This is a genomic window from Streptomyces sp. NPDC006510 (genome assembly GCF_040611955.1).
GTDB lineage: Bacteria > Actinomycetota > Actinomycetes > Streptomycetales > Streptomycetaceae > Streptomyces.
The window spans coordinates 1-25,957 of record NZ_JBEXPH010000122.1 but is presented as its reverse complement, the minus strand read 5'-3'; the positions used below and the strand labels follow the sequence as shown (position 1 = coordinate 25,957).

The window sequence follows — 25,957 nt, the reverse complement described above, 5'->3', positions numbered from 1 at the left end:
CCGAACAGCGCGACCGCCGCACCCGCGAGCAACAGCGCGGCCGGCGCCACCGCGCCGGAAGCCGCGTCGGCGGACACCGACTGCGCCAGGGCCACCAGCAGTCCCAGCAGGCCCGTCGTCCAGCAGCCGACACAGGCCGTCACCCGTACCGCGAGGCCCGGCCCCCACACCGCGATGACGCAGTCCAGTGCCGCCGTCAGCAGCAGCGCCCAGCCGAACGCCGAGGCGCCCGCACCCGCCGACCAGGCCCACAGCAGCAGCGGCAGTTGAGCGCTCACCACCGCCAGCGGAAGCGGCAGCCGCAGCCGGCCGAGCAGCAGCCCGTACCCGCCCCACAGCACCGCCAGCACCGCCGAGGCGACCGCGGCGAAACCGCGGCCACCGGCCTCCGGCACCGCCACCCGGTGCAGCGCGTAGGCGTCGAGAATCATCAGTACGGACGCCAGAGCGCCGAGCGACTCGGCTGTCGCGGACAGCCCACGACGCAGCAGCACGGCGGGAGCGACGAGCGCCGCGAGCGTCACCACGGCGAGCACCGCCGAGCGGCCGGCGATTCCCATGTGGCCCCAGCTGACCAGGGTGAAGGCGATCGCGGCGACCGTCAGCAGCAGACCGCCCAGGGTGAGCAGCACATTCTGCGCGCTGCGCGGTCCGGCCTGCGCGGTGGGAGGCCCGAACGGGGCGGCGAACTGCGGTGCCGGCGGCACGACGGGAGGCCCGGCAGGTGGCGTCAGCACACTCAGCAGCCAGGCACGGCGAACCAGCAACTGGGAGCGCCGGGCGTCCAGATGGGCCAGTTCGCGATCGAGAAGCGCCAATTCCTCGGCGGGTGGCGGCACATGTTCCATGAACGTGAGTGTGGCGCGGGCCACAGGATCAAACATGCGCTCGGATACTCAGTTCCCCGGCTGAGTACGCGCAGACTGGGGGCATGGACTGGAGCCACTACCGATTTGTGAGTATTTGGGACCTTCCCGCCCCGCCCGACGCCGTGTACGAGATCCTCGAACGCGCCGACGACTACCCGCGATGGTGGCCGCAGGTCCGCGAGGTCACCTCGGTCGACGGGACCACCGGCACCACCCGCATCCGCTCCTTCCTCCCGTACGACCTCGTCATGACCGTCCGCGAACGCCGCCGCGACCCCCGGGCCAGAGTCATCGAGGCGACGCTCAGCGGCGACCTCGACGGCTGGGTCCGGTGGACGGTCACCCCGCACGACGGCGGCAGCCGGGCCGTCTACGAGCAGGAGGTCGAAGTGCACCGGCGGCTGATGCGGCTCCTGGCGGTACCCGGACGCCCCGTGTTCCGGGCCAATCACGCCCTGATGATGCGTGCAGGGCGGCGGGGTCTCGCGGCCAGGCTGGAAGCGGTTTGAACCGGACCCGCAGAGCCCTGTATGGTTCAACCCGTTCCCGGGCGATTAGCTCAGTGGGAGAGCGCTTCGTTCACACCGAAGAGGTCACTGGTTCGAACCCAGTATCGCCCACCCGGGAGAGGCCGGTCCGTCAGCAGAATCGACGGACCGGCTTCCGCGTTTCCGGAGCGCTTTCGGAGTGTGCGGAACGCGGGTCGGAGCGGCAGCGGATGCCGGGGCGTCGGTTCCCGGCACCCCGGTCACGCCGCGGCGGGAAGCTCCGGGCGCAGCGGCCAGGCCGGATCCACCGCCTCCGCCGTGCCGTTCTTCGCGAACCACGCCTGCAGCCCACGCGCCTGCGCCGCATGCCACACGGCCTGCAGGGTGTGCAGTTCGGGCGGCGTCAGTCGTTCCAGACGGGACGAGAACCGACGCCCCACCGCCCGCACCAGCTCCAGTGAGGCCGCCGCGTCGGCCGCGGCGTCATGGGCGCCGTCGAGCACCACGCCGTACAGCTCGCAGAGATCGGTGAGGGTCCGCCGCCCCTTGCGGTAGCGGTCCAGATGCTTGTCGAGCACCCGCGGATCCAGCACGCACAGCGGTGAGTTCTGCAGATACGTCCCGAGCGACGACGCGCGATGACGCTTCAGCTCGCGGTCGAGCAGCGTCAGGTCGAAGGGTGCGTTCATCACGACCAGCGGGCGTCCGGCCGCGCACTGCTCGGCCAGCGCACGGGCTATCTCCTCCACCACCGGCGCCGGCCAACGCCCGTTGCGCTGAAGGTGATCGTCGGTCAGACCGTGGATCTCGGTCGCCCCCACGGGCACCGGTATCCCCGGATTCACCAGCCAGCGGGTGACGCGCATCCGCCCGCCCGCCGTGTCCTGGACGACCAGGGCGGCCGAGACGATCCGGTCCCCCTCGACGTCGACTCCTGTTGTCTCGGTGTCAAAAGCGGCCAGCGGCCCCTCGTACCAGTGAGTCATCCCCGAACTCCTCGTGCCCGAACGGCAGATGGCGTGATTCCTCTGCCCGGATCGGTGATACCCGCGCACTTTGCCCGGTACGCCGTTTGCGGGCGGTCCTGTGCGGTGACAACACAGGTGAGGGGAGCGGCAGTTGTCGTCAACCCCGCACCGGAGAACCGATCGGCACAGCCCGGAAGGCACACGCAGCCATGGCGCTCGCGCAGCCCGAACCGAGCGGGCTGCTGTCCCAGCGGATCGAACCGCTGCGCGGCACACTCGCAACCACCGCCTGCATGGAGACCCTCCAGGTGGGCTATCTGCACGCGGTCGCGGCCGCGGCGGGGTGTTCCCTGTCGCAGCCCTTCCCCGACAACGGCATCGACTGGCACGTCAGCCACGGCGCCCCCGGCCATGCCGTGGACGACGAAGTGACCATAAAGGTGCAGCTCAAATGCACCTATCAGCTCCCGGCGCACCCGCCGGGACCGACGTTCGCCTTCACGCTCGACAACGCCCACCTCGTGAAGCTCGCCCGGACCCCCGTGTCGGTGCACAAGATCCTCGTCGTGATGATCGTGCCGCGCAGTCAGGACGACTGGCTGCGCGCCGGACACGACCGGCTCGACCTGCGGCACTGCTGCTACTGGACCAACCTGGCCGGCCACGCGGTGACGGGCCGGCACCGGACCACCGTGCGGATCCCGACCTCGCGCATCTTCGACGACCGGGCGCTCTGCGAGATCATGACCCGTGTAGGGGCGGGAGGGAGACCCTGATGCACCGGCCGATGGACGAGTACGTCGACGAAGCGGTCCCGTCAGTCATACGCCCGCATCCCGCCGAAGCCGCGGGTCCGTGGCCCGGTGTCCCCGAGCTGCCCGGGGGCCTCCCCGACCCCGCCCGTGTCGACCCCGCGGTCCTCGGCGCCCTGCTCGGCCGGCACGGCTGGCAGCGCCGCGGTGGGGCGGCCGGGCGCTACAGCCGCTGGACCCCACCGGGCCCACCGGCCCCGCCCGGGGGCGGGACGAGCCTCCTGGTTCCCGACACCACCGCCTTCCCCGACAGCGAGGACCTCCTCGGTGAGGCACTGATCGCGCTCGCCCGCAGCGCCGCACCCTCCGCCCGCGAGGTGCTGGTCTCCCTCGCCGTGCCCAGCGACGAGATCCGCTGGTGGCGCGAGGTCCCCGAACCGGTCGCGGGAGCGGCGGGCGCGGCCGGCTGGACCGGGGCGGAGCGGCTGCACACCGCCGCCCGGCAGATACTGCTCGCCGGAGCCCTCGCCGTACGCGGAAACACCGGCTACCACGGCGCACGCCACCGCCGCAGGGCCCTGGCCGCGCTCGAAGGCATCCTCGTCGGGCCCGCTCCCGGCGGCCGTGAGCTCGCCGCGTTCGTGCCGGTCGAACCGGGCCGTGCGGTCGCCGTACGACTCCACCAGGCCCTGCACGCCACCCGCGAGGCCGTGGACTACCAGCGGGCCACCGGCGGTTACGAAGCCTTCGACACGGCCGTCGGGGCAGGCGTCAGCCGGGAACTGACCGAGGCCGTCATCGCGCTCGTCCGGGGCTCGGAAGGGGCCGGGATCGCCCTGGAGTGGGCGCCCGCCGCCGGGACCCCCGAGGGCTGCCCGGCCCGTCCCGAACCGGTGGAGTTCTCACCGGGCGACCTGCCCGCCCTGCGCCGCGCGGGCGCGCGCTACCTCCGGGACGAGCCCGCCGTGACGGTACGGATCACCGGTGCCGTCGTCCGGATGCGCCGCTCGGCACCGCGCGGCGCCGGGATCGTACGGCTGCGGGTGCTGGCCGGCGCCGAGGTGCCGCATGTGCGGCTGGAGCTGGACGAGGAGGCGTACCGGATCGCCGGCCACGCCCATCTGGTGGGGCTGCCGATCCGGGTGGAGGGCAGGCTGGAGAGCCGCGGCGGCTTCCGGCGGCTGACTGGGACCTCGCACGTGGTGCCCGTGCAGGTCGACGAGGCGGAGCGGGACCGGCTGATGAAGTCGCTCCAGGAGAACGTCGACTATTTCGAGGAGGCGTGCACCGGCGAATAGGGCCCTGCGGGAGGGGCGCACGGGGGAGTGGCTGCGCCTCGCGCCCAAACCGTTTCGCAGAGGGGGCCCGTGGCTCGGTACGATTCGTATCGCACGTGCACCTCGAATGCGTGCGTACCCCCTGAGTCAGGAGAGACCGGTGTCAGACGTCCGTGTGATCATCCAACGCGATTCCGAGCGGGAAGAGCGCGTGGTGACGACGGGCACTACGGCAGCCGAGCTCTTCCCCGGCGAGCGCACCGTCGTCGCCGCCCGGATCGCCGGTGAGCTGAAGGACCTCGCGTACGTCGTCGCCGACGGCGAGGTCGTCGAGCCCGTCGAGATCTCCTCCGAGGACGGCCTCAACATCCTGCGGCACTCCACCGCACACGTGATGGCGCAGGCCGTGCAGCAGCTCTTCCCCGAGGCCAAGCTGGGCATCGGCCCGCCGGTCAAGGACGGCTTCTACTACGACTTCGACGTCGAGAAGCCGTTCACTCCCGAGGACCTCAAGGCCATCGAGAAGAAGATGCAGGAGATCCAGAAGCGGGGGCAGAAGTTCTCCCGCCGGGTCGTGACGGACGAGGCCGCCCGCGAGGAGCTGGCCGACGAGCCGTACAAGCTGGAGCTCATCGGCATCAAGGGCTCCGCGTCCACGGACGACGGCGCCGATGTCGAGGTGGGCGGCGGCGAGCTGACCATCTACGACAACCTCGACCCGAAGACCGGCGACCTGTGCTGGAAGGACCTCTGCCGGGGACCGCACCTGCCGACCACCCGGTTCATCCCGGCGTTCAAGCTGATGCGCAACGCCGCGGCGTACTGGCGGGGCAGCGAGAAGAACCCGATGCTCCAGCGCATCTACGGCACCGCGTGGCCCACCAAGGACGAGCTGAAGGCGCACCTGGAGTTCCTGGAGGAGGCCGCCAAGCGCGACCACCGCAAGCTCGGCAACGAGCTGGACCTCTTCTCGTTCCCGGACGAGATCGGCCCCGGTCTCGCGGTCTTCCACCCCAAGGGCGGCATCATCCGCCGCACCATGGAGGACTACTCCCGCCGGCGTCACGAGGAGGAGGGCTACGAGTTCGTCTACTCCCCGCACGCCACCAAGGGCAAGCTCTTCGAGAAGTCCGGCCACCTGGACTGGTACGCCGACGGCATGTACCCGCCCATGCAGCTCGACGACGGGGTGGACTACTACCTCAAGCCGATGAACTGCCCGATGCACAACCTGATCTTCGATGCGCGTGGGCGTTCCTACCGTGAACTGCCGCTGCGCCTCTTCGAGTTCGGCACGGTGTACCGGTACGAGAAGTCCGGCGTGGTGCACGGTCTCACCCGCTCGCGCGGCTTCACGCAGGACGACGCGCACATCTACTGCACCAAGGAGCAGATGGCGGAGGAGCTCGACCGCACGCTCACCTTCGTCCTGAACCTGCTCCGCGACTACGGTCTGACCGACTTCTACCTGGAGCTCTCCACCAAGGACCCGGAGAAGTTCGTCGGCTCCGACGAGATCTGGGAAGAGGCCACCGAGACGCTGCGCCAGGTCGCCGAGAAGCAGGGTCTGCCGCTGGTCCCGGACCCGGGCGGCGCCGCGTTCTACGGCCCGAAGATCTCGGTGCAGTGCAAGGACGCCATCGGCCGTACCTGGCAGATGTCGACCGTGCAGCTCGACTTCAACCTGCCGGAGCGCTTCGACCTGGAGTACACCGGCCCGGACGGCACCAAGCAGCGCCCGGTCATGATCCACCGTGCCCTGTTCGGCTCCATCGAGCGCTTCTTCGCGGTGCTCCTGGAGCACTACGCGGGTGCGTTCCCGGTGTGGCTGGCGCCGGTCCAGGCGGTCGGCATCCCGATCGGCGACGCGCACATCCCCTACCTCCAGGAGTTCGCGGCCAAGGCCCGGAAGAAGGGGCTGCGGGTCGAGGTGGACGCCTCCTCGGACCGGATGCAGAAGAAGATCCGGAACCAGCAGAAGGCCAAGGTTCCCTTCATGATCATCGCGGGCGACGAGGACATGGCCAACGGCGCCGTCTCCTTCCGCTACCGCGACGGATCGCAGGAGAACGGCATCCCGGTCGAGGACGCCATCGCCAAGATCCAGAAGGCCGTAGAGGACCGCGTCCAGGTCTGACGGGCATGTGACAGCAGGCCCCCGGAGAGCTACCCGCCCTCCGGGGGCCTCTTCTCGTCCTCCCGCCTGAACACCTGGAGCAGCCACGACGAGAACGACCCCGTCACCGCCCCCAGCAGCGCCAGCCCGCAGACCATCAGGCCCGCGGCGACGACCCGGCCGCCCGGCGTGACCGGCACCGCGTCCCCGTACCCCACCGTCGTGAGCGTCTCGCACGCCCACCACACCGCGTCGCCGAAGGTATGGATCGTGGAATCGGGGACCGCGTGCTCCTGGTGGTAGACGGCGAGCGACGCGGAGAAGCCGAGCAGCAGGGCGGTCGCGCCGGCGTAGGAGATCACGCGGGCGTACAGGCTCAGCCGTGGCCGTTCCCGCCGCTGCTGGACCGCGGTGTAGACCCGGATCAGGCGCAGCGGACGCAGCAGCGGGAGCACCAGCACCAGCGTGTCCAGCCAGTGCACCCGGACGAAGCGGTGGCCGAGGCCGCTGAGCCGGAGCCGTACCGCGTAGTCCGCGGCGAAGACCAGCCAGGTGGTGCCGACCAGCGCGAGGGCGAGGTCGTGCCAGGGCTCGGCGTCCGGGGGTGCGAGGACACGGACCGCGTAGCCGAGCAGGAAGAGCAGCGAGACGCCGAAGAGCGGCACCTCCGTGCGTTGCTCCCAGCGCCGGAGGTGAAGGGGGGCGGAGTCGGCGGACCGGTCGCTCATCGCCTCAGCATCGCTGTCCGCCGACGGGTGCGGCCCCGGCGACACGCGCCCCGGGAGTGAAGCAATATGCTGATCGCCATGACGAGTGAGCCGGAGCAGCAGATCGGAGTGGGGACGCCCGACGCGTTCCAGCGCCTGTGGACGCCCCACCGGATGGCGTACATCCAGGGCGAGAACAAGCCGACCGGCCCGGAGGCCGGCGATGGCTGTCCGTTCTGCGGGATCCCGTCGAATTCGGACGAGGACGGGCTCGTCGTCGCGCGTGGCAAGCATGTCTATGCCGTGCTGAACCTGTATCCGTACAACGGCGGGCATCTGATGGTGGTGCCGTACCGGCATGTCGCCGACTACACGGAGCTGGACGGCCCGGAGACCATGGAGCTGGCCGATTTCACCAAACGGGCGATGGTGGCTCTGCGGACGGCCTCGGGGGCGCACGGCTTCAACATCGGTATGAACCAGGGTTCGGTGGCGGGGGCCGGTATCGCGGCCCATCTGCACCAGCATCTGGTGCCGCGCTGGGGCGGTGACACCAACTTCATGCCGGTCGTCGGGCACACGAAGGTGCTGCCGCAGCTGCTCGCCGATACGCGCAAGATGCTGGCCGACGCCTGGCCGGTCGGCTGATCCCGGCTGCCGCTTCCGCGGAGGCCGCCCCGGCTTCTGTTTCCTGCCGGGGCGGCCTTCGCGTGTCCGGGCGTCCGTCCACCCGGGCGTCCGCCTACGCGTCGTACAGGTCGGCCTTGCGCGGGGTCGGGTCCTGTACCAGGCCGCTCAGCACCATCGAGCGGTTGTCGAAGCGCTCGATGTCGACGCCGTGCTCCTGGAGGACGCGCAGGGCGGCGCTGTGGACGGCTCGCAGTACGGGCGTCGCGGCGCGCATCGCGTCGTCCGCCATGAAGCGATGGCGCCACGGCTTCTCGGCCCAGGCGTGCCGCAGGCCGAACGGCTCGGGCAGGGCGATCTTGCCGCCCAGGTAGTCCAGGAGCGGCGGGTACCAGGTGAACGGGGCGCGCAGGGCGAGGCGGACGACCTCGCTGGGTTCGACCAGCGGCAGGGTGATGTCGCGGGTCTCCCAGAACCGGACGGTCTTGTTGACCGTCTTGGTCTTGGCCGCGGGCTTGCTGGTGAAGAGCGAGTGGACCGGGCCGAGCGCATGTCCGGTGACTTCGATGCGCAGGGTTTCGTGGAGCACCGTGACAGTGATCATCATCGTGATGACCAGCTGGCCCTCCCAGAGGGTGAACTGGACGCCCAGATAGTGCCGGTCGCCGCTGCCGAACTGCTGGTGGTTGCAGATCCGCTGTATCTCGTGCGGCTTGACCTGGAAGGTGGCGACGTCCTCGCCGTCGGGGCGGGAGACCGAGTCGGCGTTCTCCCCGACGGGGGAGACGATCCAGTGGGTGACCGACGGGGTGGGGAACCCCCCGGTGTTCAGCGGGCCGCGCTCCAGCACCTTGAGCTGGTCGTGGATGGCCCGTATCAGGTCCCAGCTGCGGAACTGGTGGAATTCCTTGCCGGGTTCCTTGGAGACGAGCTCTTCGGCGAGCTGCCAGCTGCCCCACCGGGTGCCCATGCCGAGGATTCCCTTGGGGCCCGCGTAGAAGACCGAGTTGGACTGCTGCTCGGCGGAGAGCTTCTCCAGACCCTGGCGGAGCGCCTCGCGGGAGGTCTCGTTGGGGTTCTTCGGCACGGCCTCGGGGATCCTGGCGATGACGCCGCCGCCGGAGAGCAGCCCTTCCCAACGGGCGCGCATGTCCTTGGCGGAGGACTCGGCGATCCGTCTGGCGAGGAACCAGCCGATGACGGGGGCGACCATCATCGCGCGGACGTAGAGCGCCAGGATCCCGTTGAGCGGCAGCTTGACCAGGAAGATCAGTGCCACGATGCCGATGATCGGGAGCAGGGCGCTGCCCACGGCGGAGAGGGCCTTGTCCTTGGTGTTGCCGAGGGCGTCGCGCAGACGGAACGCGAGGACCCAAAGGATCATGCCGGGCAGGAAGAGGAAGCCGAACAGGGCCGTGACGGCCGTGAGTTTGGTGTCGCGGCTCTTGCGGAGTCGGCTCGCGGACAGGCAGTGCTCGACGACGGTCTGCGGGTCGGTCCCGAAGGACTGGATGAGGGCCTTGCGGGCGCCGCCCAGCATGCGTTCCTGGACGGCGCGGGAGAATGCCTCGCCAAGATTGGGCTTGAAGTAGTCGGACTTGAAGAGCTTGGAACGGCCCACCTTGACTTCGGACTTGTGCCACTCGCTGTTGGCGTCAAGGATCTTCTCCACCGGGCTGTCGCGGTACGCGGCGGAGGCGAGGGCATTCGTCGCCACCGCCTGTCCGCCCGAACCCTGGAGCGGGATCTGCGCTCCGGGAGAGAAATCGAATCCGTCGCTGGCCACTGTCGCCCCCACTCGCCGCCGAGGAACTGCTCCTGCGGCTGTTTCCCAACTGCCGTGCCCGGCACACCTTCTGAGCTGGGACCAAAGCGTATCGTCCGGATCGCTGCGCCGCCCGCCCCTGTGGACAAAGGCGGGCGGCATGGCTGATCACGAGTGGTTCGGATTGTTCTCCTGCTGTCCCCGGATGCGTTCGGCGAGCTGCGGGGGCATGGCTTCGTGCCGGGCGTACGCCCGGTCGAACCGGCCGGCGCCATGGGAGAGGGAGCGCAGGTCGACCGCGTACCTGCCGATCTCCAGTTCGGGTACCTCGGCCCGTACGAGGGTGCGGCCGGGGCCGGACTGTTCGGTTCCGATCACTCTGCCGCGCCGCCCGGACAGATCGCTCATCACCGGCCCGACATAGTCGTCGGGGACCAGCACCTGGATCTCGGCGACGGGTTCGAGGAGCTGGATGCGGGTGTCCGCGGCGGCCTCGCGCAGGGCCAGCGCGCCCGCGGTCTGGAACGCCGCGTCGGAGGAGTCCACCGAGTGGGACTTGCCGTCCCGCAGAGTGATGCGTACGTCGACGAGCGGATGTCCGGCCGCGACTCCGCGGGCGGCCTGGGCGCGCACGCCCTTCTCGACGGACGGGATGAACTGGCGGGGCACCGCTCCGCCGACCACCTTGTCGACGAATTCGATGCCCGAGCCCGGAGGCAGTGGCTCCACGTCGATCTCGCAGATGGCGTACTGGCCGTGGCCGCCGGACTGCTTCACATGCCGGCCCCGTCCGGTCGACGGAGCGGCGAAGGTCTCGCGGAGCGGCACCTTGTGCGGCACGGCGTCGACCTGGACGCCGTAGCGGCTGCGCAGCCGGTCCAGTGCCACATCCTGGTGGGCCTCGCCGAGGCACCACAGCACCACCTGGTGGGTGTCCTGATTCTGTTCGAGGCGCATGGTCGGGTCCTCGGCGACCAGCCGGGCGAGCCCCTGGGAGAGTCTGTCCTCGTCCGCCTTGCTGTGGGCCTCGATGGCGAGCGGCAGCAGCGGGTCCGGCGTGCTCCAGGGGTCCATCAGCAGTGGCAGGTCCCGGTCGGACAGGGTGTCCCCGGTCTCGGCGCTGCCCAGTTTGGCGACGCAGGCCAGATCTCCCGCGGTGCACGCGGTGAGCGGGCGCTGCTGCTTGCCGAAGGGGGAGGAGAGCGCGCCGACGCGTACCTCGGCCTCGTGGAAGGGGCGGGTCTCGTGGCCGGGGTCGGTGAGGCCGTGGCCGAACACTTGGACGGTCTCGTCGGGGCGCAGGGTGCCGGAGAAGACGCGTACGAGCGAGACCCGGCCGACGTACGGGTCGGAAGCCGTCTTGACGACCTCGGCGACGAGCGGGCCGTCCGGGTCGCACGTCAGGACCGGGCGCGACGCCCCGTGCAGCGGGGTGATGTCGGGGAGCGGGCGCTCCAGCGGGGTCGGGAATCCGCCGGTGATCAGGTCCAGGAGCTCGACGGTGCCGATGCCCTGCCGGGCGCCCCCGGCGGCGGGGGCCGCGGTGAGGACGGGGTGGAAGGCGCCTCGGGCCACGGCGCGCTCCAGGTCGTCGACGAGTGTCTTGATATCGATCTCGGCGCCGTCGAGGTAGCGGTCCATCAGGGTCTCGTCCTCGCTCTCGGCGATGATCCCCTCGATCAGCCGGTTGCGGGCCTGCTGGAGCGCCGGCCGCTGTGCCTCCGCGGGCGGGTTCTCCTGCCGCTCGCCCGAGGAGTAGTCGAAGATCCGCTGAGTGAGGAGCCCGGTGAGCCCGGTGAGCGGGGCGTGCCCGTCGGCGCCCTCGGGGCCCAGGACGGGCAGATAGAGCGGGAGCACGGCATCGGGGTCGTCACCGCCGAAGATCTCGCCGCAGATCCGGGTCATCTCGTCGAACGAGGTGCGTGCCGTGTCGAGATGGGTGACGACGATGGCGCGCGGCATGCCGACGGCCGCGCACTCCTCCCAGACGGCGCGGGTGGCGCCCGCCACCGCGTCGGCCTCCTGGGCCGCGGAGACGATGAACAGGGCCGCGTCCGCTGCCCGCAGACCGGCCCTGAGCTCCCCGACGAAATCGGCGTATCCGGGAGTGTCCAGCAGATTGATCTTGTACCCGTCCCATTCGACGGGGACCACGGAGAGCTGTACGGAACGCTGCTGGCGGTGCTCGATCTCGTCGTAGTCGGAGACGGTGGCACCGTCCTCGACCCGGCCCGCCCGGTTGACCGCACCCGCGGCCAGTGCGAGGGCCTCGACGAGCGTGGTCTTTCCGGAGCCGCTGTGGCCGACCAGCACCACATTCCGTACGGATGAGGGCCGGCCGGCCGTCGCTGCCCTGCCGGCGGCCCCGGTGTGTGCGTGAGCCTTGTCGCCCATGATGCGTGCCTCCCAGGTAGTGGCGCGAAGCGGAGAAAAGCCGACGCGATGTGGGGGAGAGATGCACGGGCACTGGGGAGCCGCCGCGGCGGCTACGGCGACGCCCGCGGTAATTCGAGCTTTCCACTCGGGCCAGGTCGCGTCCATACATGGCACGCCGCCGCGCGAGGCCGGGTGCCCGGACGGTGGAGTCCGGCGGGCGTGACTACGATGGGCCAGCCGGTGGCCGAAGGGGCCGCTCGGCCCACCGACCCTCGGGAAGGCCATGCTGAACAAGTACGCGCGTGCATTTTTTACGCGTGTCCTCACACCGTTCGCCGCGCTGCTGCTCCGTCTCGGCGTGAGCCCCGACGCGGTCACTCTGATCGGTACGGCCGGGGTGATGGCAGGTGCGCTGGTCTTCTTCCCGACGGGGGAGTTCTTCTGGGGCACGATCGTCATCACGATCTTCGTCTTCTCCGACCTCGTCGACGGCAACATGGCCCGGCAGGCCGGTATCTCCAGCCGCTGGGGCGCGTTCCTCGACTCGACGCTGGACCGGGTCGCCGACGGGGCGATCTTCGGCGGATTCGCGCTCTGGTACGCGGGCAACGGCGACGACAACGTGCTCTGCGCGGTCGCGATCTTCTGCCTGGCCAGCGGCCAGGTGGTCTCGTACACGAAGGCGCGCGGCGAGTCGATCGGACTGCCGGTCGCGGTCAGCGGTCTCGTGGAGCGCGCCGAGCGGCTGGTGATCTCGCTGGTCGCGGCCGGATTGGCCGGTCTGGACAAGTTCGGTGTCCCCGGGATCCAGGTGCTGCTGCCGATCGCGCTGTGGATCGTCGCCGTGGGCAGCCTGGTGACGCTGGTGCAGCGGGTCGTGACCGTGCGCCGCGAATCCGCGGAGGCCGACGCGGCCGAGGCCGCTGCCGCGGGGCGTGGGAGCGGGACCGCCCAGTGAGCGACGACCCGGGGGACACGCGTACCGGTCTGCGGGACCGGCTGACCGACGGGCTGTACGGGCTCGGCTGGAGCGCCGTCAGGAAGCTCCCGGAGCCGGTCGCCCGCGCACTCTTCCGCACCATCGCCGACCAGGTGTGGAAGCGGCGCGGCAAGAGCGTGCTGCGGCTGGAGTCGAATCTGGCACGGGTCGTGCCCGGGGCGTCACCGGCCCGTCTGGCCGAGCTCTCCAAGGCCGGGATGCGCTCGTACATGCGCTACTGGATGGAGTCGTTCCGGCTGCCCACCTGGAGCCCGGCGCGGATCAAGGCGTCCATAGCGGTGACCGACGCGCACCGGCTGACCGACGGTCTCGACGCCGGCCGCGGTGTCATCCTCGCCCTGCCGCACCTGGGGAACTGGGACCTGGCCGGGGCCTGGGTCACCACCGACCTCAAGGTGCCGTTCACCACGGTCGCCGAGCGGCTCAAGCCCGAGACGTTGTACGACCGGTTCGTGGCCTACCGCGAAGGGCTCGGCATGGAGGTCCTGCCGCACAGCGGCGGCGCGGCCTTCGGCACCCTGGCGAGGCGGCTGCGCGCGGGGGGGCTGGTCTGTCTGGTCGCCGACCGCGATCTGTCCGCCTCCGGCGTCGAGGTGACGTTCTTCGGCGACACCGCGCGAATGCCCGCGGGGCCCGCGCTGCTGGCCCAGCAGACCGGGGCGCTGCTGCTGCCGGTCACGCTCAGCTACGACGAGACGCCCGTGATGAAGGCGCGTATCCACCCGCCGGTCGTGATGCCCGAGTCGGGCGACCGTACGGAGAAGACGTCCTCGATGACACAGGCGCTGGCCGATGCCTTCGCCGTAGGAATCGCCGACCATCCGGAGGACTGGCACATGCTGCAACGGCTCTGGCTCGCCGATCTGGATACCCGGGAGGACCGGACGTGAAGATCGGCATCGTCTGCCCGTACTCCTGGGACGTACCGGGCGGTGTCCAGTTCCACATCCGTGACCTGGCCGAACACCTGATCCGGCTGGGACACCAGGTGTCGGTGCTGGCGCCCGCCGACGACGAGACACCGCTCCCGCCCTACGTGGTGTCGGCGGGCCGTGCCGTGCCCGTCCCGTACAACGGTTCCGTGGCCCGGCTGAACTTCGGTTTCCTGTCGGCCGCCCGGGTGCGCCGCTGGCTGCACGACGGCACCTTCGACGTGATCCACATCCACGAGCCGACCTCGCCGTCGCTGGGGCTGCTCGCCTGCTGGGCCGCGCAGGGGCCGATCGTCGCCACGTTCCACACGTCCAACCCGCGCTCCCGGGCCATGATCGCGGCTTACCCGATCCTCCAGCCCGCGCTGGAGAAGATCAGCGCGCGCATCGCGGTGAGCGAGTACGCCCGGCGCACCCTGGTCGAGCACCTGGGCGGCGACGCGGTCGTCATTCCGAACGGGGTCGATGTCGGCTTCTTCGCCGCCGCCGAGCCCAAGGCCGAGTGGCAATCGGAGGGGGCGCGAAGCCCGGTCGAGGGTGGTGGGGGGAGCCGGGAGGGCGGCACGATCGGCTTCATCGGACGCATCGACGAGCCCCGCAAGGGCCTGCCGGTCCTGATGAGGGCGCTGCCCGCGATCCTCGCCGCCCGCCCGGACACCCGGCTGCTGGTGGCCGGCCGGGGCGACGAGGAGGAGGCCGTCGCCTCGCTGCCCGGGGCGATGCGCGAGCGGGTCGAATTCCTCGGCATGGTGAGCGACGAGGACAAGGCGCGGCTGCTTCGCAGCGTCGATGTGTACGTCGCGCCCAACACCGGGGGCGAGAGCTTCGGGATCATCCTGGTCGAGGCCATGTCGGCCGGCGCTCCGGTCCTCGCCAGCGATCTGGACGCGTTCGCGCAGGTCCTGGACCAGGGCGCGGCGGGCGAACTCTTCGCCAATGAGGACGCGGACGCGCTGGCAGCGGCGGCGATCCGGCTGCTCGGCGACCCGGAGCGGCGTACGGAGCTGCGCGAGCGGGGCGCCGCGCATGTGCGCCGGTTCGACTGGTCGACGGTCGGGGCGGACATCCTCGCGGTGTACGAGACGGTGACGGACGGCGCGGCCTCCGTGGCGGCCGACGAACGCACGGGCCTGCGCGCGCGGTTGGGGCTGGCGCGGGAGTAGGCCCGTGTCCGGCGGATACGGGGGCCGGGGCCGGGCGGCCACGTCGTCCGTGCCTCGACGGTAGCCTTGCCGCCCGTGATCGAAACCCTCATCTGGATCGCCGTCGCGATCGTCGCGATCGGTATGTACCTCAGCTGGACCGCCGGACGGCTGGACCGGCTGCACACCCGCATCGACGCCGCACGGGCCGCCCTCGACGCGCAACTTCTGCGCCGTGCGTCGGTCACCCAGGAACTGGCCACGTCCGGTGTTCTCGACCCGGCCGCGTCCATCGTCCTGTACGAGGCCGCGCACGCCGCCCGCCAGGCCGAGGAGGAGCAGCGCGAGGTCGCGGAGAGCGAGCTGAGTGCCGCGCTGCGGGCGGTCTTCGGCGAGGCGGCGCAGGTGGAGGCGGTGAAGGAGATCCCCGGTGGTGAGGAAGCGGCGTTCGAACTCGCCGCCGCCGTGCGCCGCGTCCCGATGGCCAGGCGGTTCCACAACGACGCGGTGCGCGCGGCGCGTGCGCTGCGCCGGCACCGCAAGGTGCGGTGGTTCCGGCTGGCCGGACACGCCCCGTTCCCGCTGGCCTTCGAGATGGACGACGAACCCCCGGTGGCCCTGGCGGACCGCCCTGTCAGCTGACCGGACAGCCGCATTCACACGTGACGGGGGCCATATCTCGTCCCGTACGCGTTCAAAACGATCCACCGGCCTTCCATTGGCCCTTGCAGTGGACTGGTCCCGGAGAGTTTGCTCAGCACTGCATCAAGCAGCGCTTTTCAGCAACCTTTTCTCCGAGTGAGGTCGATCCATGTCCACGCTTCCCACCACCCCGCAGTCCGCAGACTCCCCGGCCACCGGCACCGCGCGCGTCAAGCGCGGCATGGCCGAGCAGCTCAAGGGCGGTGTGATCATGGACGTCGTCAACGCGGAGCAGGCGAAGATCGCCGAGGACGCGGGCGCGGTGGCCGTCATGGCCCTGGAGCGGGTGCCGGCCGACATCCGCAAGGACGGCGGCGTGGCCCGGATGTCGGACCCGAACATGATCGAGGAGATCATCGAGGCCGTCTCCATCCCGGTGATGGCGAAGTCCCGTATCGGCCACTTCGTCGAGGCCCAGGTCCTCCAGTCCCTCGGCGTCGACTACATCGACGAGTCCGAGGTCCTCACCCCGGCCGACGAGGTCAACCACAGCGACAAGTTCGCCTTCACCACCCCGTTCGTCTGCGGTGCCACCAACCTGGGCGAGGCGCTGCGCCGGATCGCCGAGGGCGCGGCCATGATCCGCTCGAAGGGCGAGGCCGGCACCGGGAACGTCGTCGAGGCGGTCCGCCACCTGCGCCAGATCAAGAACGAGATCGCCCGCCTGCGCGGCTACGACAACAACGAGCTGTACGCCGCCGCCAAGGAGCTCCGCGCCCCGTACGAGCTGGTCAAGGAGGTCGCGGAGCTCGGCAAGCTGCCCGTCGTGCTGTTCTCCGCGGGCGGTGTCGCCACCCCCGCCGACGCCGCGCTGATGCGCCAGCTCGGCGCCGAGGGTGTCTTCGTCGGCTCCGGCATCTTCAAGTCCGGCGACCCGGCCAAGCGCGCCGCCGCGATCGTGAAGGCCACCACCTTCTACGACGACCCGAAGATCATCGCGGACGCATCACGGAACCTGGGCGAGGCCATGGTCGGCATCAACTGCGACACCCTGCCCGAGGCCGAGCGCTACGCCAACCGTGGCTGGTAATCACTGATGAGCGACACCCCTGTGATCGGAGTCCTGGCTCTCCAGGGCGACGTACGGGAACACCTGATCGCCCTGGCCTCGGCTGACGCCCTGGCCAGGCCGGTCCGGCGTCCCGAGGAACTCGCCGAGGTCGATGGCCTGGTCATACCCGGTGGTGAGTCCACCACGATGTCCAAGCTGGCTTCCCTGTTCGGCATGCTGGAACCGCTGCGCGAGCGGGTACGGAACGGAATGCCCGTCTACGGCACCTGCGCCGGAATGATTCTGCTCGCCGACAAGATTCTCGACCCGCGCTCGGGCCAGGAGACGGTCGGCGGGATCGACATGATCGTGCGCCGCAACGCCTTCGGGCGGCAGAACGAGTCATTCGAGGCGGCCGTCGAGGTCGCCGGCATCGAGGGCGGCCCCGTGGAGGGCGTGTTCATCCGCGCCCCCTGGGTGGAGTCCGTCGGCGCGCAGGCCAAGGTCGTTGCGGAGCACGGTGGCCATATTGTCGCCGTGCGTCAGGGAAATGCCCTGGCTACGTCATTCCACCCGGAATTGACCGGAGACCATCGCGTTCACGCGCTGTTCGTGGACATGGTGCGCGCAGTCGGCTGACTCGATCCCGGTAGGATCTCTCGGGTTCGAATCGTTTTTGGTGACGCGAAGGAGAAGGCAGATGTCCGGCCACTCTAAATGGGCTACGACGAAGCACAAGAAGGCCGTGATTGATGCCAAGCGCGGCAAGCTCTTCGCGAAGCTGATCAAGAACATCGAGGTCGCGGCCCGCACCGGCGGTGTGGACCCCGAGGGAAACCCGACCCTCGTGGACGCGATCCAGAAGGCGAAGAAGAGCTCCGTACCGAACAAGAACATCGACTCCGCGGTCAAGCGCGGTGGCGGTCTCGAAGCGGGCGGAGTCGACTACCAGACGATCATGTACGAGGGTTACGGCCCGAACGGTGTCGCGGTGCTCATCGAGTGCCTCACCGACAACCGCAACCGTGCCGCGTCCGACGTGCGTGTCGCGATGACCCGCAACGGGGGTTCGATGGCCGACCCGGGTTCGGTCTCCTACCTCTTCAACCGCAAGGGCGTCGTCATCGTCCCCAAGGGCGAGCTGACCGAGGACGACGTCCTGGGTGCCGTGCTCGACGCGGGTGCCGAGGAGGTCAACGACCTCGGTGACACGTACGAGGTCGTCAGCGAGGCCACCGACATGGTCGCGGTCCGCACCGCGCTCCAGGAGGCCGGCATCGACTACGACTCCGCCGAGGCCAACTTCCTGCCCACCATGCAGGTCGAGTTGGACGAGGAAGGCGCGCGCAAGATCTTCAAGCTGATCGACGCGCTGGAGGACAGCGACGACGTGCAGAACGTCTTCGCCAACTTCGACGTCTCGGACGAAGTCATGGAGAAGGTCGACGCCTGAGCCACGCTCAGCACAGCCTTCAGGGACGGGCCGACGGGGACACACCCCGTCGGCCCGTCGCATTGTCAGTGCGAGCCGATAGCCTGCGGGAACAGTTGACCGATCGGTACGGAGGGGGCATCCATGCGGGTACTGGGTGTGGACCCGGGGCTGACCCGGTGCGGTGTCGGCGTCGTCGAGGGCGTCGCCGGCCGCCCCCTGACGATGCGCGGCGTGGGCGTCGTCCGCACCCTGGCCGATGCGGAGCTCGGTCACCGGCTGGTCGCCATCGAGCGCGGCATCGAGGAATGGCTCGACGAGCACCGGCCCGAATTCGTTGCCGTGGAACGGGTGTTCAGCCAGCACAATGTCCGTACGGTCATGGGCACCGCCCAGGCCAGCGCCGTCGCCATGCTCTGCGCCTCACGCCGCGGCATTCCCGTAGCCCTGCACACCCCCAGCGAGGTCAAGGCGGCCGTCACGGGCAGCGGCCGCGCCGACAAGGCACAGGTCGGCGCCATGGTCACCCGGCTGCTGCGGCTCGACGCCCCGCCGAAACCGGCCGACGCGGCCGACGCCCTGGCCCTCGCCATCTGCCACATCTGGCGCGCCCCCGCCGTCAACCGCCTCCAGCAGGCACACGCGGCAGCCGCCGCGGACCGCGGCCGGCGCGTTCCCCGTACACCCGCAGTTCCCGTCCGGAAGGTCCCCCGATGATCGCCTTCGTCAGCGGCCCCGTTGCCGCACTCGCCCCGACCACGGCCGTGATCGAGGTCGGCGGCATCGGCATGGCCGTCCAATGCACGCCGAACACCCTCGCCGCCCTCCGGATCGGCAAGGAGGCCAGGCTCGCCACCTCCCTCGTCGTACGGGAGGACTCGCTCACCCTCTACGGCTTCGCCGACGACGACGAGCGGCAGGTCTTCGAGCTGCTCCAGACCGCCAGCGGGGTCGGGCCCCGGCTCGCCCAGGCCATGCTCGCCACCCACAGTCCGGACGCCCTGCGCACCGCGGTCGCCACCGGTGACGAGAAGGCGCTCACCGCCGTCTCCGGCATCGGCAAGAAGGGCGCGCAGAAACTCCTCCTCGAACTGAAGGACAGACTCGGCGAGCCCGTCGGCGCGCACATCGGCCGGCAGGGCATCGGCACCGCCGTCACCTCCTCCTGGCGCGATCAGCTGCAGGCCGCCCTGATCGGCCTCGGCTACGCCACCCGGGAGGCCGACGAGGCGGTCACCGCCGTCGCCCCCCAGGCCGAGGCAGCCATCGCCGAGCGCGGGCAGGCCCCCGTGCCGCAGCTGCTGCGTGCCGCACTGCAGACCCTCAACCGCGCGCGCTGACCGGAGCGCGACACCCCGGGGGACACCCCCGACGCCGGGCCGGGCACCGCACGGCACCGAAACACCCGAGGCGGGACTGACTGAATGAACTGGGACGAGACCGGACCCGACACCGACGAGCGGCTCGACGAGCGCCTCGTCCACGCCGACGCGGACGGTGAGGACACCGCGGTCGAAGCGGCGCTGCGGCCGAAGGACCTGGACGAATTCGTCGGCCAGGAGAAGGTGCGCGAACAGCTCGACCTGGTCCTCAAGGCGGCCCGGGCCCGCGGCGCCACCGCCGACCACGTCCTGCTCTCCGGCGCCCCCGGCCTCGGCAAGACCACCCTCTCCATGATCATCGCGGCCGAGATGGGCGCGCCGATCCGGATCACCTCCGGTCCCGCCATCCAGCATGCGGGTGATCTTGCCGCGATTCTCTCCTCCCTCCAGGAGGGTGAGGTCCTCTTCCTCGACGAGATCCACCGCATGTCGCGGCCGGCCGAGGAGATGCTCTACATGGCGATGGAGGACTTCCGGGTCGACGTCATCGTCGGCAAGGGCCCCGGTGCCACCGCCATCCCGCTGGAACTGCCGCCCTTCACCCTGGTCGGTGCGACCACCAGGGCCGGACTGCTGCCGCCGCCGCTGCGCGACCGCTTCGGCTTCACCGGTCACATGGAGTTCTACGCCCCCACCGAGCTGGAGCGCGTCATCCACCGCTCCGCCCGCCTCCTCGACGTGGAGATAGACACGGACGGTGCCGCCGAGATCGCCGGTCGTTCCCGCGGCACCCCTCGTATCGCCAACCGGCTGCTGCGCCGCGTCCGGGACTACGCCCAGGTCAAGGCCGAGGGACGGATCGACCGCCCGGTCGCCGCCGCGGCCCTCGGGGTGTACGAGGTCGACGCCCGGGGCCTGGACCGGCTCGACCGCGCGGTGCTGGGCGCCCTGCTGAAGCTCTTCGGCGGCGGACCCGTCGGGCTGTCCACCCTCGCGGTCGCCGTGGGGGAGGAGCGCGAGACCGTCGAGGAGGTTGCGGAGCCCTTCCTGGTCCGGGAAGGACTGCTGGCCAGGACGCCACGCGGGCGGGTCGCCACGCCCGCGGCCTGGACCCATCTGGGTCTCGTACCTCCGCAGCAAGGCGGAAAGGGACAACAGGGCCTGTTCGGGGCGTGATGTGTCACAGGTTGACCGGAGCAGGAACCACGGCGCGACTCCGGGCGTTGTTCCATCGATGCGGACTCGCTTAGACTCCGCCGATGCCGCCCCTAAGGGTCGGTGTACCCACCCCCGTAGATACAGGCCGCCTTCCAACGCGGTCGTGCGAAGGAAACTCGTCCCGTGAATCCCGTGACTCTCCTCCCCTTCATCGTGCTCATCGGGGCCATGTTCCTGATGACGCGGTCCGCCAAGAAGAAGCAGGCGGCCGCCGCCCAGATGCGCAACGAGATGCAGCCCGGCACCGGCGTCCGGACGATCGGGGGCATGTACGCCACCGTCAAGGAGCTGCACGACGACACGGTTCTCCTTGAGATCGCGCCCGGCGTCCACGCCATCTACGCCAAGAACGCCATCGGCGCCGTCCTCGACGACGCGGAGTACAACCGCATCGTCCACGGCGACGACGAGACCGGTCTCGACCTCGACGGCACGGTCGTGCCGGACGACGCCTCCTCGCTGACCGAGGCGGACACCGACGAGGACGCCTCGGACGACGCCCGGATCGACCTGGGCAAGAAGGCTGACGACGCCGAGCCGAAGGACGCCGAGTCCGGCAAGAAGTCCGAGGGCAAGGACGACGGCGAGGCCGACGCGAAGTAACCCACGCCCGGGGATGCCGTGAGCCCACCGGCATCCGGCATTCCCCGGACCGTGCGGTCTTCTGCGGGGGTGGGTCCCCACTACACTTCGTGGCCGCTCGGGCGCGTACCCGGCGCGGGGCGGTTGGACAGGGAGAAACGAGAAGGTGGCAGCACCGAAGAAGAGCCGGGGGCCGGCCGGCGGTCAGGGCAGGCCAGGGCGTTCCCTGGCTCTGATCCTGATCGCCATGGTCGCGCTCACCGGCGGGATGTTCCTGGCCGATCAGCCGACCCCTCGACTGGGTATCGACCTGGCGGGCGGCACCTCGATCACGCTTGAGGCGAAGAGCGAGCCGGGCCAGGAATCGGCGATCAACAAGACCAACATGGACACCGCGGTCGAGATCATGGAGCGCCGTGTCAATGGTCTGGGTGTCTCCGAGGCCGAGGTCCAGACCCAGGGCAATCGCAACATCATCGTCAACATCCCCAAGGGCACGAACTCCGCCCAGGCCCGTGAGCAGGTCGGTACCACCGCCAAGCTCTACTTCCGGCCGGTGCTGACCGTCGCCCAGGGCACGCCCACCCCGACGCCCAGCGCCTCGTCGTCCGGCAAGCCCACCCCGTCCGGCAGCCCCAGCGCCCCCACCGCGGACAAGGGGAAGGCTTCGGCGACGCCGAGCGCGAGCGCCACCACCCAGGGCCGCGCGGTCACCGGCGCCCTCAAGGCCGACTCCACGCCCACCCCGAAGGCGAGCACCACCCCGAAGGCCGACGCCACGCCGTCGGCTTCCGCCGCCGACGAGGCCGCCGCGGCCAAGCTGCAGAAGAAGTTCGCGGAGCTCGACTGCTCCAGCAAGGCGTCCCGCGCCAAGGCCGCACAGGGCGCCAAGCCCACCGACACGGTCGTCGCATGCAGCTCCGAGGGCGATGCGAAGTACGTCCTCGGCCCGGCCCAGGTGTCCGGCACGGGCGTGGACAGCGCCAAGGCGGCGATCGACCAGACAAGCGGTCAGTGGATCGTTCAGATGGAGTTCACCAAGGACGGCGCCAAGAAGTTCCAAAAGATCACGAGCCAGCTCTCTCAGCAGCAGCCGCCGCAGAATCAGTTCGCGATCGCGCTCGACGGTGAAGTCGTCTCGGCGCCCTCCGTACGCACGGCACTGAGCGCCAACGCCCAGATCTCCGGCAGCTTCACCCAGCAGTCCGCCGAGGACCTGGCCAACGTGCTCTCCTACGGTGCGCTCCCGCTCTCGTTCAAGGAGCAGAGCGTCACCACGGTCACCGCCGCGCTCGGCGGTGAGCAGCTCCAGGCCGGTCTGATCGCCGGTGCCATCGGTCTGGCCCTGGTGGTCATCTACCTGGTGGCCTACTACCGAGGCCTCGCGCTCATCGCGCTCCTGAGCCTCCTGGTCTCCGGCGTCCTGACCTACACGCTCATGTCGCTGCTCGGCCCGGCCATCGGCTTCGCGCTGAACCTCCCGGCGGTCTGCGGCGCCATCGTGGCCATCGGTATCACCGCGGACTCCTTCATCGTGTACTTCGAGAGGGTCCGCGACGAGATCCGCGAGGGCCGCACGCTCCGCCCGGCCGTCGAGCGGGCCTGGCCGCGCGCCCGGCGCACCATCCTGGTCTCCGACTTCGTGTCGTTCCTCGCCGCCGCGGTGCTCTTCGTCGTCACCGTCGGCAAGGTCCAGGGCTTCGCGTTCACGCTGGGTCTCACCACCCTGCTCGACGTGGTCGTGGTGTTCCTCTTCACCAAGCCCCTCATGACGCTGATGGCCCGTACGAAGTTCTTCGCCGGCGGCCACCCGTGGTCCGGCCTGGACCCGAAGCGGCTCGGCGCCAAGCCGCCGCTGCGCCGTTCGCGCCGTGTCAACGCCCCCACTGACCCGAAGGAGGCGTGAGATGTCGCGACTCGGCACTCTCGGCGCCCGTCTCTACCGAGGCGAGGTCGGCTACGACTTCATCGGCAAGCGCAAGATCTGGTACGGGATCTCGATCCTGATCACCATCACGGCCATCGTCGGCCTGGCGGTCAGCGGCCTGAACATGGGCATCGAGTTCAAGGGCGGTGCCGTCTTCACCACCCCGAAGACGAGCGTCACCGTCGCCAAGGCGGAGGACCTGGCCACGGAGGCCTCCGGCCACCAGGCGATCGTCCAGAAGCTCGGCAACGGCGGTCTGCGCATCCAGATCACCGAGGTCGACACCGCGAAGTCCGACGAGATCAAGGACAAGCTCTCCGAGGACCTCAACGTTCCGGCGGAGAAGATCGCCGCCGACCTGGTCGGCCCCAGCTGGGGTGAGCAGATCGCCAACAAGGCCTGGACCGGCCTCGGCATCTTCATGGTCCTCGTCGTGATCTACCTGGCCATCGCCTTCGAGTGGCGCATGGCCATCGCGGCCCTGGTCGCACTGATCCACGACATCACCATCACGGTCGGTGTCTACGCCCTGGTCGGCTTCGAGGTCACCCCGGGCACCGTGATCGGTCTGCTGACCATCCTCGGTTACTCCCTCTACGACACGGTCGTCGTCTTCGACAGCCTCAAGGAGGGCACCCAGGGGATCACCAAGCAGACCCGGTGGACGTACAGCGAGATCGCCAACCGCTCCATCAACGGCACGCTGGTCCGTTCCATCAACACCACCGTCGTGGCCCTGCTGCCGGTCGCCGGTCTGCTGTTCATCGGCGGCGGTGTCCTCGGCGCCGGCATGCTGAACGACATCTCCCTGGCGCTCTTCGTCGGCCTCGCCGCCGGTGCGTACTCCTCGATCTTCATCGCCACGCCGCTCGTCGCCGACCTCAAGGAACGCGACCCGCAGATGAAGGCCCTGAAGAAGCGGATCCTCGCCAAGCGCGCGGCAGCCGCCGCCAAGGGCGAGTCCGCCGAGGACGATCCGTCGGACGACGGCTTCCCACAGGACGCCGCACCCGCCGCCGCGGTCGTCGGCCAGCGTCAGCAGCCCCCCAGGGGCCACGGCCGGACCCCGGGGAAGCGTCGATGACCAGCACCACCGAGAGCACCCGCGAGCTCCTGCTCAGCCGGATCCGCGACGTCCCGGACTACCCGAAGCCGGGTGTGCTGTTCAAGGACATCACCCCGCTGCTCGCGGACCCGGCGGCATTCGCGGCCCTCACCGACACACTCGCGGAGCTGTGCGCACGGCACGGCGCCACGAAGGTCGTCGGCCTGGAGGCGCGCGGCTTCATCCTGGCGGCCCCGGTCGCGGTCCGGGCCGGGCTCGGCTTCGTACCCGTGCGCAAGGCGGGGAAGCTGCCCGGAGCCACGCTCAGCCAGGCGTACGCGCTGGAGTACGGCACCGCCGAGATCGAGATCCACGCGGAGGACCTGTCCACCGACGACCGGATCATGGTCATCGACGACATCCTCGCCACGGGTGGCACCGCCGAGGCCTCGCTGGAGCTGATCCGGCGGGCCGGTGCCGAGGTCGCGGGCGTAGCGGTTCTCATGGAGCTCGGTTTCCTGGAGGGACGTGCCCGCATGGAGCAGGCCCTGGCGGGTGCTCCGCTGGAGGCTCTCATCCACGTGTGAGTGCGGCGTACATGAATCGGGTGTTCAGAGTTTCTACTGGACACCCGATTCGCATGTGCGTATCAGAATCAGCGAAGTAATGGCTCACATTCGCTTTCGCACAGCATGACCTACTTGATTGGATCTTCCTGATGTCACTGACCAGGCATCTCAACGGAGGAACCGCATGAGGATTTCACGCAAGATCGCCACGGGGGCGGTTTCCCTTCTTTCCTTTGCAGCAATCGCTGCGGGCGCCGCTCCTGCGAGTGCGAGCCAGAAAGTCGCGCCCGCGCCGACCACCCTGGGCGCGAAGGGCGTCTGCATGGGTTGGAAGAATGCAGGGTCAATCCCGGGGAAGTGGAGCACGCTCAACGACGGCTGCGCCCACTTCGGTGCCAAGGGCATGAAGATGGTCTACGGCTGGAAGGTCTTCAAGGGCGGCAGCATATGTGTGCAGGTCAAGGGATTCAATGCCAAGGGCAAGAAGACCTCGTACAAGGCCGGCTGCGGAAAGAGCGGTCAGATCACGGTGCCGTGGGGCAACGTCGCCGCCAACAAGGAGATGAAGGTCAAGGGGGCAGCCCTTCTGCGCTGGAACTGAGGTTTCACCTGACCTCGGTCAGGTCTGCCCGCAGTGACCTGCGGCCATGACGGGAGAAGAGCAGGAGGCGGTGTGCCTCGCCGCCCTCACGGTCTGAACGGCGTCTGTGGCCGTACGGCGGGTCCGCTGTTTCTCCTCGGGCCTGGCCGGCGCTCGGACCATCGGCCCGTGACGGGCTCGGTACACTCGCAGGCACCAAGGACGGGCACCCGGGAACAACCGGGTGCCCGTTCCGCGTTGTCAGGAGTCTCACGGTCCCCGGGCGAGGACCGGCCGCAGGGTCGATACGATGGCCTCTCCGGGTACCCGGATCCGCACGAGGAGCGCTCTTGCCAGACGAGGCCCAGCCAGTCGCCGCCCCGCAGCCCGACAAGCCCGCGGCGGCCTCAGCCACGCCCGGGAAGAAGCAGCCCGCGGAGAAGCCGAAGCCCCCGGCCCCCGGGTTCGGCTCGGGCCCGGACCGGGCTGGCAGCCCGGCAGCCGGGGCCGCGCCCGCTTCCCCCGCACAGCCGGCCGCACCCGCCTCCCCGGCCGCGTCCGCCCCGTAGC

At 70.1% G+C, this 25,957-nt stretch carries 25 protein-coding genes, 1 tRNA gene and 1 pseudogene; 22 read left to right on the top strand and 5 right to left on the bottom strand.

All coding sequences use genetic code 11. The features are described from left to right. A pseudogene (locus ABZY11_RS29585) lies at positions 1 to 848 on the bottom strand (hypothetical protein); the annotation flags it as partial. Between the two features lie 83 nt (positions 849 to 931). Here ABZY11_RS29585 and ABZY11_RS29580 point away from each other — a divergent pair. Both ABZY11_RS29580 and ABZY11_RS29575 read left to right on the top strand, forming a co-directional pair. After that, entirely contained in the window at positions 932 to 1,378 is a 447-nt protein-coding gene (locus tag ABZY11_RS29580) for an SRPBCC family protein (protein WP_356482069.1), read from the top strand. A gap of 39 nt (positions 1,379 to 1,417) precedes the next feature. Next, positions 1,418 to 1,489 (top strand) — tRNA-Val (locus ABZY11_RS29575). Positions 1,490 to 1,617: 128 nt separating this feature from the next. Here the strand turns inward: ABZY11_RS29575 and ABZY11_RS29570 are convergent. Then, positions 1,618 to 2,343: a 3'-5' exonuclease gene (locus tag ABZY11_RS29570; protein ID WP_356482068.1), complete on the bottom strand. Its 726-nt coding sequence runs from the start codon at positions 2,341 to 2,343 to the stop codon at positions 1,618 to 1,620. A gap of 191 nt (positions 2,344 to 2,534) precedes the next feature. On the opposite strand from ABZY11_RS29570, the gene ABZY11_RS29565 reads away from it, so the two are divergent. From ABZY11_RS29565 to thrS, 3 genes are all read left to right on the top strand, one after another. Beyond that, positions 2,535 to 3,101 (top strand): DUF4365 domain-containing protein, encoded by a 567-nt coding sequence (locus ABZY11_RS29565; protein ID WP_356482067.1) that lies wholly within the window; start codon positions 2,535 to 2,537, stop codon positions 3,099 to 3,101. Then, positions 3,101 to 4,375 carry a hypothetical protein gene (locus ABZY11_RS29560; protein ID WP_356482066.1) on the top strand — a complete coding sequence of 425 codons (1,275 nt, stop codon included), beginning with the start codon at positions 3,101 to 3,103 and terminating at the stop codon, positions 4,373 to 4,375. Before ABZY11_RS29565 ends, ABZY11_RS29560 begins: the two co-directional genes overlap by 1 nt. Before the next feature lie 139 nt (positions 4,376 to 4,514). Then, on the top strand, positions 4,515 to 6,491 hold the full coding sequence (gene thrS, locus ABZY11_RS29555) for a threonine--tRNA ligase (RefSeq protein ID WP_356482065.1): 1,977 nt from the start codon (positions 4,515 to 4,517) through the stop codon (positions 6,489 to 6,491). Positions 6,492 to 6,520: 29 nt separating this feature from the next. On the opposite strand, the gene ABZY11_RS29550 is transcribed toward thrS, so the two are convergent. Beyond that, positions 6,521 to 7,198 (bottom strand): potassium channel family protein, encoded by a 678-nt coding sequence (locus tag ABZY11_RS29550; protein WP_356482064.1) that lies wholly within the window; start codon positions 7,196 to 7,198, stop codon positions 6,521 to 6,523. Positions 7,199 to 7,264: 66 nt separating this feature from the next. Here ABZY11_RS29550 and ABZY11_RS29545 point away from each other — a divergent pair, with 66 nt between their 5' ends. Further along, complete coding sequence (locus ABZY11_RS29545) at positions 7,265 to 7,825, top strand: HIT domain-containing protein (RefSeq protein ID WP_326764567.1); 561 nt, start codon at positions 7,265 to 7,267, stop codon at positions 7,823 to 7,825. A gap of 94 nt (positions 7,826 to 7,919) precedes the next feature. Here ABZY11_RS29545 and ABZY11_RS29540 read toward each other — a convergent pair whose 3' ends face one another. Both ABZY11_RS29540 and ABZY11_RS29535 read right to left on the bottom strand, forming a co-directional pair. Continuing rightward, complete coding sequence (locus tag ABZY11_RS29540; RefSeq protein ID WP_356482063.1) at positions 7,920 to 9,590, bottom strand: hypothetical protein; 1,671 nt, start codon at positions 9,588 to 9,590, stop codon at positions 7,920 to 7,922. A gap of 147 nt (positions 9,591 to 9,737) precedes the next feature. Beyond that, positions 9,738 to 11,963, bottom strand: a complete 2,226-nt coding sequence (locus ABZY11_RS29535) for an elongation factor G-like protein EF-G2 (protein WP_356482062.1) — start codon at positions 11,961 to 11,963, stop codon at positions 9,738 to 9,740. A gap of 265 nt (positions 11,964 to 12,228) precedes the next feature. On the opposite strand from ABZY11_RS29535, the gene pgsA reads away from it, so the two are divergent. From pgsA to ABZY11_RS29455, 16 genes are all read left to right on the top strand, one after another. Beyond that, entirely contained in the window at positions 12,229 to 12,903 is a 675-nt protein-coding gene (gene pgsA / locus ABZY11_RS29530) for a phosphatidylinositol phosphate synthase (protein ID WP_356482061.1), read from the top strand. Beyond that, positions 12,900 to 13,835: a phosphatidylinositol mannoside acyltransferase gene (locus ABZY11_RS29525; RefSeq protein WP_356482060.1), complete on the top strand. Its 936-nt coding sequence runs from the start codon at positions 12,900 to 12,902 to the stop codon at positions 13,833 to 13,835. Before pgsA ends, ABZY11_RS29525 begins: the two co-directional genes overlap by 4 nt. Further along, on the top strand, positions 13,832 to 15,040 hold the full coding sequence (locus tag ABZY11_RS29520; protein ID WP_356482059.1) for a glycosyltransferase family 4 protein: 1,209 nt from the start codon (positions 13,832 to 13,834) through the stop codon (positions 15,038 to 15,040). The genes ABZY11_RS29525 and ABZY11_RS29520 overlap by 4 nt, the downstream gene beginning before the upstream one ends. Positions 15,041 to 15,115: 75 nt before the next feature. After that, the gene (locus ABZY11_RS29515; protein ID WP_356482058.1) at positions 15,116 to 15,661 is read left to right on the top strand and encodes a hypothetical protein; all 546 of its coding nucleotides are present in this window, start codon (positions 15,116 to 15,118) and stop codon (positions 15,659 to 15,661) included. Between the two features lie 169 nt (positions 15,662 to 15,830). After that, entirely contained in the window at positions 15,831 to 16,751 is a 921-nt protein-coding gene (gene pdxS, locus ABZY11_RS29510) for a pyridoxal 5'-phosphate synthase lyase subunit PdxS (RefSeq protein WP_093898403.1), read from the top strand. A 6-nt stretch (positions 16,752 to 16,757) separates the two neighbouring features. Continuing rightward, complete coding sequence (pdxT, locus tag ABZY11_RS29505) at positions 16,758 to 17,351, top strand: pyridoxal 5'-phosphate synthase glutaminase subunit PdxT (protein WP_356482057.1); 594 nt, start codon at positions 16,758 to 16,760, stop codon at positions 17,349 to 17,351. Positions 17,352 to 17,412: 61 nt separating this feature from the next. Next, on the top strand, positions 17,413 to 18,165 hold the full coding sequence (locus ABZY11_RS29500) for a YebC/PmpR family DNA-binding transcriptional regulator (protein ID WP_072484508.1): 753 nt from the start codon (positions 17,413 to 17,415) through the stop codon (positions 18,163 to 18,165). 123 nt (positions 18,166 to 18,288) lie between these two features. Next, positions 18,289 to 18,861: a crossover junction endodeoxyribonuclease RuvC gene (ruvC, locus tag ABZY11_RS29495; protein ID WP_356482056.1), complete on the top strand. Its 573-nt coding sequence runs from the start codon at positions 18,289 to 18,291 to the stop codon at positions 18,859 to 18,861. After that, complete coding sequence (ruvA, locus tag ABZY11_RS29490; protein WP_356482055.1) at positions 18,858 to 19,484, top strand: Holliday junction branch migration protein RuvA; 627 nt, start codon at positions 18,858 to 18,860, stop codon at positions 19,482 to 19,484. Before ruvC ends, ruvA begins: the two co-directional genes overlap by 4 nt. A gap of 84 nt (positions 19,485 to 19,568) precedes the next feature. After that, on the top strand, positions 19,569 to 20,642 hold the full coding sequence (gene ruvB / locus ABZY11_RS29485) for a Holliday junction branch migration DNA helicase RuvB (protein WP_356482054.1): 1,074 nt from the start codon (positions 19,569 to 19,571) through the stop codon (positions 20,640 to 20,642). Positions 20,643 to 20,807: 165 nt separating this feature from the next. Continuing rightward, complete coding sequence (yajC, locus tag ABZY11_RS29480) at positions 20,808 to 21,287, top strand: preprotein translocase subunit YajC (protein WP_356482053.1); 480 nt, start codon at positions 20,808 to 20,810, stop codon at positions 21,285 to 21,287. A 145-nt stretch (positions 21,288 to 21,432) separates the two neighbouring features. Beyond that, entirely contained in the window at positions 21,433 to 23,172 is a 1,740-nt protein-coding gene (secD, locus tag ABZY11_RS29475; protein ID WP_356482052.1) for a protein translocase subunit SecD, read from the top strand. Position 23,173: 1 nt separating this feature from the next. Then, positions 23,174 to 24,277, top strand: coding sequence for a protein translocase subunit SecF (gene secF / locus ABZY11_RS29470; protein ID WP_356482051.1), 1,104 nt, complete (start codon positions 23,174 to 23,176; stop codon positions 24,275 to 24,277). Further along, positions 24,274 to 24,825 carry an adenine phosphoribosyltransferase gene (locus ABZY11_RS29465; RefSeq protein ID WP_356482050.1) on the top strand — a complete coding sequence of 184 codons (552 nt, stop codon included), beginning with the start codon at positions 24,274 to 24,276 and terminating at the stop codon, positions 24,823 to 24,825. Before secF ends, ABZY11_RS29465 begins: the two co-directional genes overlap by 4 nt. Before the next feature lie 166 nt (positions 24,826 to 24,991). Then, positions 24,992 to 25,408, top strand: a complete 417-nt coding sequence (locus ABZY11_RS29460) for a hypothetical protein (RefSeq protein ID WP_356482049.1) — start codon at positions 24,992 to 24,994, stop codon at positions 25,406 to 25,408. A gap of 329 nt (positions 25,409 to 25,737) precedes the next feature. Beyond that, a complete protein-coding gene (locus ABZY11_RS29455) occupies positions 25,738 to 25,956 on the top strand; it encodes a hypothetical protein (protein WP_356482048.1) in 219 nt (72 codons plus the stop codon). Position 25,957 lies beyond the last annotated feature (1 nt).

Coding starts and splice junctions, on each gene's coding strand:
- ABZY11_RS29580 (WP_356482069.1), top strand. CDS start 932: ATGGACTGGAGCCACTACCGATTTGTGAGTATTTGGGACCTTCCCGCC.
- ABZY11_RS29570 (WP_356482068.1), bottom strand. CDS start 2,343: ATGACTCACTGGTACGAGGGGCCGCTGGCCGCTTTTGACACCGAGACA.
- ABZY11_RS29565 (WP_356482067.1), top strand. CDS start 2,535: ATGGCGCTCGCGCAGCCCGAACCGAGCGGGCTGCTGTCCCAGCGGATC.
- ABZY11_RS29560 (WP_356482066.1), top strand. CDS start 3,101: ATGCACCGGCCGATGGACGAGTACGTCGACGAAGCGGTCCCGTCAGTC.
- ABZY11_RS29550 (WP_356482064.1), bottom strand. CDS start 7,198: ATGAGCGACCGGTCCGCCGACTCCGCCCCCCTTCACCTCCGGCGCTGG.
- ABZY11_RS29545 (WP_326764567.1), top strand. CDS start 7,265: ATGCTGATCGCCATGACGAGTGAGCCGGAGCAGCAGATCGGAGTGGGG.
- ABZY11_RS29535 (WP_356482062.1), bottom strand. CDS start 11,963: ATGGGCGACAAGGCTCACGCACACACCGGGGCCGCCGGCAGGGCAGCG.
- pgsA (WP_356482061.1), top strand. CDS start 12,229: ATGCTGAACAAGTACGCGCGTGCATTTTTTACGCGTGTCCTCACACCG.
- pdxS (WP_093898403.1), top strand. CDS start 15,831: ATGTCCACGCTTCCCACCACCCCGCAGTCCGCAGACTCCCCGGCCACC.
- pdxT (WP_356482057.1), top strand. CDS start 16,758: ATGAGCGACACCCCTGTGATCGGAGTCCTGGCTCTCCAGGGCGACGTA.
- ABZY11_RS29500 (WP_072484508.1), top strand. CDS start 17,413: ATGTCCGGCCACTCTAAATGGGCTACGACGAAGCACAAGAAGGCCGTG.
- ruvC (WP_356482056.1), top strand. CDS start 18,289: ATGCGGGTACTGGGTGTGGACCCGGGGCTGACCCGGTGCGGTGTCGGC.
- ruvA (WP_356482055.1), top strand. CDS start 18,858: ATGATCGCCTTCGTCAGCGGCCCCGTTGCCGCACTCGCCCCGACCACG.
- ruvB (WP_356482054.1), top strand. CDS start 19,569: ATGAACTGGGACGAGACCGGACCCGACACCGACGAGCGGCTCGACGAG.
- secF (WP_356482051.1), top strand. CDS start 23,174: ATGTCGCGACTCGGCACTCTCGGCGCCCGTCTCTACCGAGGCGAGGTC.
- ABZY11_RS29465 (WP_356482050.1), top strand. CDS start 24,274: ATGACCAGCACCACCGAGAGCACCCGCGAGCTCCTGCTCAGCCGGATC.
- ABZY11_RS29460 (WP_356482049.1), top strand. CDS start 24,992: ATGAGGATTTCACGCAAGATCGCCACGGGGGCGGTTTCCCTTCTTTCC.